This is a genomic window from Clavibacter sp. MX14-G9D (assembly GCF_032917815.1).
Lineage (GTDB): Bacteria > Actinomycetota > Actinomycetes > Actinomycetales > Microbacteriaceae > Clavibacter > Clavibacter michiganensis_K.
Genome location: NZ_JAVCVL010000440.1, coordinates 1 through 610, shown reverse-complemented (window position 1 = coordinate 610; position 610 = coordinate 1). Strand labels below are relative to the sequence as shown.

1 pseudogene is annotated in these 610 nt (G+C 78.5%); it reads right to left on the bottom strand.

Annotated elements, in window-relative coordinates:
- Positions 1-610 (bottom strand): annotated as a pseudogene (locus Q6969_RS16190) (ComEC/Rec2 family competence protein); the annotation flags it as partial.

The following is a 610-nucleotide window of genomic DNA, read 5'->3' as shown; positions in this document are numbered from 1 at the left end:
CGACCACGGCGCAGTTCGCGCCGGACACGGCCGTCAGGTGCGTCAGCGAGCTGTCCTTCATGGTCTGCGACAGCTCGGGCGTGACCGCGGACACGTCCCCGATGGCGAGCCCCGGCAGCAGCCGCGCCCCGGGACCCGGGAGGTCGGCCGCGGCGCGGGAGAGGCCCGCCCGCAGGGCGTCGGCGGGTCCGAGGGCCCCTGCCGGAGACGAGATCGGCTCCGGCGCCCCCCGCGCGAGGAGGAGGTAGGCGGCGCGGTCGGCGGGAGCCGCGGGACGCACGGACGCGCTGACCCGCACGACGGTGCCCACGCCCGGCCGCATGCGCTCCGGGCGCGCCCCGATCCCGCGCTCCGTCGCGAAGACCACGACGGGGACCGGGACCGGCAGGGCGACCGTGTCGTCGTCCAGCGCCCCTCCCCGCTGCCGGCCGACGTGCAGGCTCGTCAGGCGTCCGACGAGGCGCACGCGTCCGGTGCCGGCACCCGGTCGCCGTGCCCCGCCCGCCATGCCGGCCGGTGGCTCGTCGAGGGCCACGTCGGCGACGACCATGCCGTCGCTGGCGACCACGGCGCAGTTCGCGCCGGACACGGCCGTCAGGTGCGTCAGCGA